General features: G+C 60.4%; 8 protein-coding genes. 2 read left to right on the forward strand and 6 right to left on the reverse strand.

The genetic code is table 11. The features are described 5' to 3' along the window. From WBP53_RS08445 to WBP53_RS08460, 4 genes are all read right to left on the reverse strand, one after another. On the reverse strand, positions 1-296 hold a 296-nt coding region (locus WBP53_RS08445), incomplete at its 3' end, for an endonuclease/exonuclease/phosphatase family protein (RefSeq protein ID WP_423927860.1). Between the two features lie 107 nt (positions 297-403). Continuing rightward, positions 404-1,087, reverse strand: a complete 684-nt coding sequence (locus WBP53_RS08450) for a thiol:disulfide interchange protein DsbA/DsbL (RefSeq protein ID WP_423927862.1) — start codon at positions 1,085-1,087, stop codon at positions 404-406. Between the two features lie 93 nt (positions 1,088-1,180). Next, a complete protein-coding gene (locus WBP53_RS08455) occupies positions 1,181-1,825 on the reverse strand; it encodes a thiol:disulfide interchange protein DsbA/DsbL (RefSeq protein WP_423927864.1) in 645 nt (214 codons plus the stop codon). 82 nt (positions 1,826-1,907) lie between these two features. Continuing rightward, positions 1,908-2,561, reverse strand: a complete 654-nt coding sequence (locus WBP53_RS08460) for a c-type cytochrome (RefSeq protein WP_423927866.1) — start codon at positions 2,559-2,561, stop codon at positions 1,908-1,910. A 143-nt stretch (positions 2,562-2,704) separates the two neighbouring features. Here WBP53_RS08460 and yihA point away from each other — a divergent pair, with 143 nt between their 5' ends. Then, the gene (yihA, locus tag WBP53_RS08465; RefSeq protein WP_423927868.1) at positions 2,705-3,361 is read left to right on the forward strand and encodes a ribosome biogenesis GTP-binding protein YihA/YsxC; all 657 of its coding nucleotides are present in this window, start codon (positions 2,705-2,707) and stop codon (positions 3,359-3,361) included. A gap of 124 nt (positions 3,362-3,485) precedes the next feature. Then, a complete protein-coding gene (locus tag WBP53_RS08470) occupies positions 3,486-4,850 on the forward strand; it encodes a glutamate--cysteine ligase (RefSeq protein ID WP_423927870.1) in 1,365 nt (454 codons plus the stop codon). A 407-nt stretch (positions 4,851-5,257) separates the two neighbouring features. Here WBP53_RS08470 and WBP53_RS08475 read toward each other — a convergent pair whose 3' ends face one another. Both WBP53_RS08475 and WBP53_RS08480 read right to left on the reverse strand, forming a co-directional pair. Continuing rightward, entirely contained in the window at positions 5,258-5,656 is a 399-nt protein-coding gene (locus tag WBP53_RS08475) for a DUF1761 domain-containing protein (RefSeq protein ID WP_423927872.1), read from the reverse strand. Positions 5,657-5,882: 226 nt separating this feature from the next. Then, positions 5,883-6,373, reverse strand: a 491-nt coding sequence (locus tag WBP53_RS08480; RefSeq protein ID WP_423927874.1) for a helix-turn-helix domain-containing protein, incomplete at its 5' end; no start/stop codon positions are given.

The following is a 6,373-nucleotide window of genomic DNA, read 5'->3' on the forward strand; positions in this document are numbered from 1 at the left end:
GGCTGATGGCTCCAAAAGGGGAAGCCGGCGTTTTCGGCAAGGTATTCGGTCTGGTTGAGGAAACCGGAGCGCAACGAGCCGAAGTCGGCCTCCTGCAGGGCTACAAGATCGAAATCCGACAGTACTCCCGCCAGATCATCCAGATTGGCGCGCTTGCCTGTGGGCAAGACATGCTTCCAGCTTTGCGTGACGTACTCGCGATAGCGCTTGACCTGGCCACCGGCCAGAATATTGCAACTCAGCACACGCAGGCTGCTCGGTGCGGATTGCGCGCTGGGGAAGGGGTTTTCGGTCATCGGCTCGCGTTGGTTTGCGCTGTGATTTCCCGGAAACACAATTGGGTGCCTGGGAAAACGAAGGCCGCCATCAGGCGGCCTTCAATCTGGATCGCTGCAGCAGTCGGCTACTTCTTTGCCTTCGCCGCAGTCATTGCCTCATGTTCCTTCTTGACCAGGTACTCAACCAGGGCAACCGCCTGCGGGTAGCCGCCGGCCGACGCGCCAGTGATGCGGTACTTGCCGTTGACGATCAGGCTGGGTGTTCCGTCGACACCGAGCTTTGGAACCATCTCCTTCGATCGCGCAAGCTTGCTCTCGATCTCGAAGGAATAGGCAATCTGGCTGAACTTCTCGACGTCCACGCCGTGTTCGCCGTAGAACGTGGCGATGTCGCCGAATGAACGGAAGGTGCGGCGATCACGATGGATGGCATCAAACATCGCCTGCTGGGTTTTTTCCTGGACGCCCATGGCCTGAGCCGTGTAGAAGGCGCGCGCAAAAGCTTCCCATTGATCATTGAAGATCGCGGGCATGTAGCCGAATTGCGCGTAAGCGGGCAGTTTCGACTTGATCTCGTCGGCGTACGGCTGGAAATGCGCGCAGTGGATGCAGGCGTAGCTGAAGATCTCCAGCACTTCAATCTTGTCGCCACTGGCTGTCGGCTGCGGCGGATCGATCAGGAAATAGTTCTTGCCGGCTTCGGTCGCCACGGGTGCCGAAGCTGCGGCCTCCGAATGCTCATGGGCGCAGGCATTGAAAGTAAGGGCAAGCAATACGCCAACCAGCATCTTGGGAAGGTGTTTCAGCATCGGGACTTTCTCCTCGGGAATCGGTTACGGCTGTCAGACAACGAATCGGGCAGCGAGTTGCGGCTAGGTCCTGCGGGGCAGGGCGGCCACGGATCAGCTGCCCGCGCTTTCCTTGGCAACCAGGTAGTTGAGCAAGGCTTCTATGTTGTTGTAGCCACCGGCAGTCTGGCCCGAAACGAGATACTTGCCGTTGACGATGAAATTGGGCGTGCTTTCGACTCCGTAGGCCTTGATCAGGGCGTCGTTGCGCTTGAGCCGTGTTTCGATCGCGAACGAGCGCGATGTCGCGGTGAAATCTTCGACCGAGACGCCGTACTGCGAGTAGAACTCGGCAAGCGAAGCGAATGTCGGCGAGCGGATGTCGAGCTTCTTGTCCACATAAATGGCACGGAACATGTCCTCGTGGGACTTGTCGAGGATGCCAAGAGCCTGTGCGGTGTAGAACGCACGGGCATAGGTTTTCCAGGCCTCGAAGCCGAACTGCGCCGGAATCATGACGAACTCACTGGTCGCGGGCAGGCGCTTCTTGATGTCGGCGACCATCGGCGCGACTTCATTGCAATGCGGGCAGGCGTAGGAAAACACCTCGAGGACTTCCACCTTGTCGCCGGTGGTCGTGGCCTGAGGCGGCTCGATCAGGGTGTAGTGCTTGCCTTCCTGCCATTCGGCCGGTGCCTGAGCCGAAGCGTTGGCGGCAAGACCCAGGCCGAGGCCAAGGGTGAAGAGTACTTTCAGCATGGGGAGTGCTCCACAGAATTGGGACGCGCGGGTGCAAAGATGTCGAACAGTGTCGCCTGCGCGCCCTGAACGGTCGTGTAAGTCACTTTTTCGCGGGTGCTGCCACTTCGTGCAGACCCTGTGCGTACGATGCCAGAGCGGCAATATCCTCCTCGCTCAGGCGCTTGGCGATGTCCGGCATGATCAGGGCGTTTTCGTCCGAGCCCCAGACCGTGCCACCGCGCCATTCACCGAATTTGGCGACGACGTAGTCGGTCCATTGACCGGACAATTGCGGATAGGCCGCACCGGCCATCCCGCGACCTGCAGGGCCATGGCAAGCCATGCAAGCCGGCACGCCGAGCTTCGCGTCACCTGCGCGATAGAGTACTTCGGCACGTTTGACGAAGATTTCGTCGGTCTGCCCGGGCGTGGCCTGTTTGCCGGCAAAGAATGCCCCGAGATCGTGCATGTCCTGCTCGCTCAAGGTCATGGCGAACGGTGCCATGATCGGGTTGACTCGCTCGCCATCCTTGAAATGCTTGAGCTGGCGAACGATGTAGGCTTCGTTCTGGCCGGCCAGCTTTGGATAGGTGGGATCGACCGAATTGCCATCCATGCCATGGCAGGCACCGCAGGCAGCAGACTTGGACTGGCCAGCCTCGGCGTCGCCAAGCAGGGTGTTGCCGGGGGTCTCGGCATGGGCCAATCCGGCGCAAATCAACACGCCCAAGGCAAAAACTCGCGGAAAACTCATACACTGACTCCGGATAGACGGGGATTCCACGCGTTGCCGGAAAATGCGAGGGCAACGCGAAGACGAAAAACCCCCGAATTATCCGTGCCAGCCGAAGGCCGGTCAAACGTCCATGAACCAGATCGATCAAGTGACCCTACCCAATGCATATCCTCCACACGGCAAAATTCCTCAAGAGCGCGGCTGGCTTGCGCGACATGCCGCCTGATCATGGCTGTGAAGTGGCTTTCGCCGGGCGCTCCAATGCCGGCAAATCAAGCGCACTGAACGCCCTGGCGACTCACAAGGGCCTGGCCCGGGTCAGCAAGACGCCCGGGCGCACCCAGCTACTCAACGTGTTTGTCCTGGATGACGAGCGTCGGCTGGTCGACTTGCCTGGCTATGGCTATGCCAAGGTTCCAATCGGCGTTCGCGACCAGTGGCGCGGCATGGTGGATGGGTATCTGCGCTCGCGAGAGGCACTCAAGGGCCTCGTCCTGATCATGGATAGCCGCCATCCGCTCAAGGATTTCGACCGCCAAATGCTCGATTTCGCCGCGGCCATCGCCAAACCCTGCCACGTACTGCTGACCAAGGCGGACAAATTGTCGCGCAACGAGGCGACCCGGACCCTCAATGAAGTACGCAAGGAGCTCGGTGCGGATACAGAAGGAGCGGCCCCGGTAACCGTCCAGCTGTTCTCGTCGACCGCCAAGACCGGCCTCGACGAGGCCCGCAAGGTCGTCTCTGACTGGCTGGAACTGCCGTCGGCGGGAGGCAGGCCAGCCGCTCCGCCTACACCGGCCCACGGGCGAAGCTAGGCCCGTCAAATTCATCGCGCACTCCGGAGTCCCCGCCGCCGGGGCTTCAGGGTACGTGTACCAGTTCACTTGCAGGTCGCCGCGATGACCCCATATCGCCGGCTTGGCAGAGAAGGAAACAGCTATGTCCGGACCCAGCGCGGAAACTCGTGAGCCGATCACCCGCCGCGATCAACTGGTCAGCTATATCGCCGCCGGCGAAAAGCCGGAAGGTGACTGGCGCATTGGCACCGAACACGAAAAGTTCGGCTTCCGTCTCGATAACCTCAGGCCACTGACGTGGGAGGGACCACAGGGAATCGGTGCCCTGCTCGAAGGCCTGACCCGGTTTGGCTGGCAGCGTGTGATCGAGAAGGACAAGCTGGTCGCCCTGTCACGGGATGGCGCGTCGGTGACGCTTGAACCTGCCGGTCAGTTCGAGCTTTCTGGAGCTCCCCTGGAAAATATCCACCAGACCTGCAGCGAAGTGCACTCGCACCTCAAGGAAGTGAAGGCGGTTGCCGACGAACTTGGCGTGGGTTTCCTTGGAATGGGATTCCAGCCGAAGTGGCGCCGGGAGGACATGCCGTGGATGCCGAAAGGCCGCTACGCGATCATGCGTCGCTACATGCCGACCCGGGGCGATCTTGGTCTCGACATGATGACGCGCACCTGCACCGTGCAGGTCAATCTCGACTACTCCACCGAAGCCGACATGGTGCGCAAATTTCGCACCTCGCTTGCGCTGCAGCCGATCGCCACTGCGCTGTTCGCCGATTCGCCATTCACCGACGGCAAGCCAAATGGATATCTGAGCTATCGCTCGCATATCTGGACGGACACTGATCCGGATCGGACCGGTATGCTCGATTTCGTATTCGAGGATGGTTTCGGCTATGAGCGCTACGTCGACTACATGCTCGATGTTCCGATGTATTTCAGCTATCGCGATGGCATCTATCATGACCTCGCTGGCCAGTCTTTCCGCAGGTTCATGCGTGGCGAGTTAGAAGACTTGCCCGGCGCGACACCGACGATGACCGACTGGGTCGACCACATGACCACGGCGTTTCCGGAAGTCCGCCTGAAGAAATTCCTCGAAATGCGTGGTGCCGATGGCGGTCCCTGGAATCGCCTGTGTGCCTTGCCCGCATTCTGGGTCGGCCTGCTCTACGACAGCACGGCCCTGGATGCTGCCTGGGACCTGGTCAAGGATTTCAGTCGCGAAGAACGCAACGCATTGCGCGATGGCGTGCCCAAGCATGGCCTCAAGCTGCCGTTTCGCAGCGGCAGCCTGCGCGACATCGCCATCGAAGCCCTGAAGATCTCCGCGCAAGGCTTGCGCCGACGCGCGCGCATCAGCGGCGAGGGTGTCGACGAGAGCCATTTTCTCGATCCGCTGATCGAGATCGTCGAAGCCAACGAAACTCCTGCCGAGCGCAAACTGGCGCTTTACAACGGGCCCTGGAAGCAGAGCGTCGATCCGGTGTTCCGCGAGTTTCTGTATTGAAAGCTGGACTGTGGAGACAGGATGTCGGAACGAACGGAAAAGCTGGCCCGAAGGGCGAGCCGCATGAGGCGGCGAGTCAATGGGGAGTGGGAAAAGCGCGCAAGGTGAAAGTTGCCCGCGCCGGCCTCGAAGTACTGAATTAGGGGCGTCAGCCGCGATGCCAACAACGAAGCGGCAAAGCGAGGACGCTGACAGAAACCCGCGCCGTTAGTCAGCTTGCTGTAGGAGAGGCATTCATGCCCGATGCTTCCTGCCGCATCGGGGCAATCAACCGTCCGACGGCTGGCTCAGAGCCATCATGGCCAACGCCAACCCTGCCAGGAAGTGCAAAACGCAATGCCATCGGGGTAGTGGAATCACTACGCCTTCGCGAGTCAGCCAGTCCCGGCTTGTATCTCAGGCCACACTCACGGCCACAAGGCCAGGATCAATCCGATCACGGTGAATTGCACGGTGTGATAGCCGGCATTGATCAGGAACAGCTTGAGGCTCTTGCCTTCAAACAGGTAATTGATGCCGAAACTGGCACCGACCCAGCATAGCCCGGCAGCGAATCCGGCGCCGAGACCCAGCGCCAAAGGTGGGCGTGGACCGAGAAACAGTGCAAAGACCAAGGCGGCAATCAGGCTCAGCACCAGGCTCAGGCCGAAGATCATCGGCATGTTGGCGGACTTCATTTTCTCGTCGCTGATGCCGGCCTCGCGTTGCCAAGCCTTGCCGAACAGGGCTGGCGAATACCACAGGCCACCAATGACAAAGGCGGAGATGGCGGCGGCTATGACCGCCCAGATATTGAACTCAGGCATCCTGGTGTCTCCTGTCAGTTGGAATGTGCTTCAGCATGCAGGCTCCATGGTCTTCGCGTATTGGAAAAATGTGATCGGGGGCAGCTCTGCCTTGTGCATGACATTCGCAGTACGCATTTCCCGCCCATCACCTGCCATTTCCCCTTGCCTCGCAGCCCCCGCGGTTCGCCCTTCGGCAGCTTTGCCGTTCGTTTCGACATCCTGTCTTCGCGGTCCCATCCTTCATTCACGGCTCCACGACAATACTGCCGGCGTCAGGCCGCGCACAGCGGACGAGATCACCCGGCGACATGCCGCTGAACACGCGGAAATCACGGATCAGGTGCGATTGGTCGCAGTAGCCGCAACGTGCCGCCAGTTCAGCCCACGCTATGCGCTCGCACTTGCCCAGCCATTGCAGTGCAGACTTGAAGCGATGGACGCGGGCCAGCGACTTGCTGCCAAGACCCGCCTCGCGGCGCAGTGTCTGCCCAAGATGCCTGCGACTGACGCCTGCTTGACTGGCCAGTTCGTCGACGCTGACGTTGCCGTGGTTTGTTTCGATTCGATCCAGTGCCCAGCGTGCCAGATCCGATGGTTCGAAGCCTGGTCGCAATCGTTTCAACAACCAGTCCTCGACCATCGTGAAGCGCCGGCTGATCGAGCGGCATTCAAGCAAACGCTCGCGCAGGATCAGCGCGCTGTCGCCAAGCAGGTCCGACAGCGGCAACACCTGGT

Origin of the sequence: Dokdonella sp., assembly GCF_049593775.1 — a bacterium.
In the GTDB taxonomy this organism is placed as follows: Bacteria; Pseudomonadota; Gammaproteobacteria; order Xanthomonadales; family Rhodanobacteraceae; genus Dokdonella.

Excerpts from the sequence above, each read along its gene's own strand:
- WBP53_RS08450 (WP_423927862.1), bottom strand. The coding sequence starts at position 1,087 with ATGCTGAAACACCTTCCCAAGATGCTGGTTGGCGTATTGCTTGCCCTT.
- yihA (WP_423927868.1), top strand. The coding sequence starts at position 2,705 with ATGCATATCCTCCACACGGCAAAATTCCTCAAGAGCGCGGCTGGCTTG.
- WBP53_RS08460 (WP_423927866.1), bottom strand. The coding sequence starts at position 2,561 with ATGAGTTTTCCGCGAGTTTTTGCCTTGGGCGTGTTGATTTGCGCCGGA.
- WBP53_RS08455 (WP_423927864.1), bottom strand. The coding sequence starts at position 1,825 with ATGCTGAAAGTACTCTTCACCCTTGGCCTCGGCCTGGGTCTTGCCGCC.
- WBP53_RS08470 (WP_423927870.1), top strand. The coding sequence starts at position 3,486 with ATGTCCGGACCCAGCGCGGAAACTCGTGAGCCGATCACCCGCCGCGAT.
- WBP53_RS08475 (WP_423927872.1), bottom strand. The coding sequence starts at position 5,656 with ATGCCTGAGTTCAATATCTGGGCGGTCATAGCCGCCGCCATCTCCGCC.